1 protein-coding gene is annotated in these 1,099 nt (G+C 38.3%); it reads right to left on the reverse strand.

Features of this window, described 5'->3' with window-relative positions; translation table 11 throughout:
- Window position 1 precedes the first annotated feature (1 nt).
- The coding region (locus tag E1176_RS00765) for a contractile injection system tape measure protein (protein WP_222933039.1) at window positions 2–1,099 on the reverse strand (1,098 nt) is incomplete at its 5' end.

Genomic DNA, 1,099 nt, shown 5'->3' on the forward strand with positions numbered 1-1,099 from the left:
CTTACCTCCACTCCACGTGAATTGGCTTTTTCATCCAGGGCAATTTGATCATTTGAAATGACCAGGGTATTTTATCGATGAGCATGTCGTAACCACGCTGCTCTACTTTCAAGAACCAGGCTTTTTCAGACATCTCTAATCGTCCATCACGAATTAGAAAAGAACCTCTCAGATTCTCAATACTGGATTTACCCAATATTTTCCAATTTTGAATCACTCCATTGAGTAGGCTATCACAGGTTTCGATTTCCTTATCCGTAAGCTTGATTTCTTTTTTTAAAGGAACACCAAAAGGCATTCCGCAAATAATTTTATTGATGGTCATCTGGAACTCCTTACCGTCTTCTTTGCCATACACCAGGTAATGTAATAGGTGAACCGCTCGATGTGCCGCAGTTTCATCTACAAAGCTTTTCTTATCTTCAGATAATAAGTCCAGCATTTTAAAGAATCGGGAAAGAAAAGGATATAAGACCACCAAACCGGCATTGTTGATGTATAGTGGCTCTGCAGGTTCATCAAAATCATCAGATTTTTCAGAATCTACTTTTTTTAAAGCTCCTTTTTCTTTTTGCTTCTCTTTCTCAGTTTTTCCTAAGACCTGATCTAGTTTTTCTTTTGTGGAGACATCCAGAAGTCTTTCAATTGCTCTATGTATTTCTACGGGCAGTTTATTGAAATAGGCGCTGCTTTGAGAGGGGTGTCGTTCTATATATGCACTTACCAAATCGCTAAATGTAAATGACAAACTGCTACTCAAATCTTTTTGCTCTATCCATTGCTGAACAAGATAAGGCACATCTTCCACACGATCTAAAACCTCTGTTAAAGACACCCTACCTGTTTTGGTTATGCTTGTAGTTACAACAATTGGCCTTATCTCCTGAACGCGAGAAATCAACTGTTTTTTAGTCTTTTGCTCCTCCACTGTATTTTCCAATCGCACTACAAACCTTACTAATTGCCTTACACTCAGCTGATTTATTAGCCCTTTTACAACCATCGGTTGCTTGTCAAAACTTGCCATGAGGTATTCGTCAATGGGTGCAAGTTCTACCTCAGGGTATATACCATATAGCATAAAATTCTTAAGCATATA

Source organism: Fulvivirga aurantia, assembly GCF_009711475.1.
Taxonomy (GTDB): Bacteria; Bacteroidota; Bacteroidia; order Cytophagales; family Cyclobacteriaceae; genus Fulvivirga; species Fulvivirga aurantia.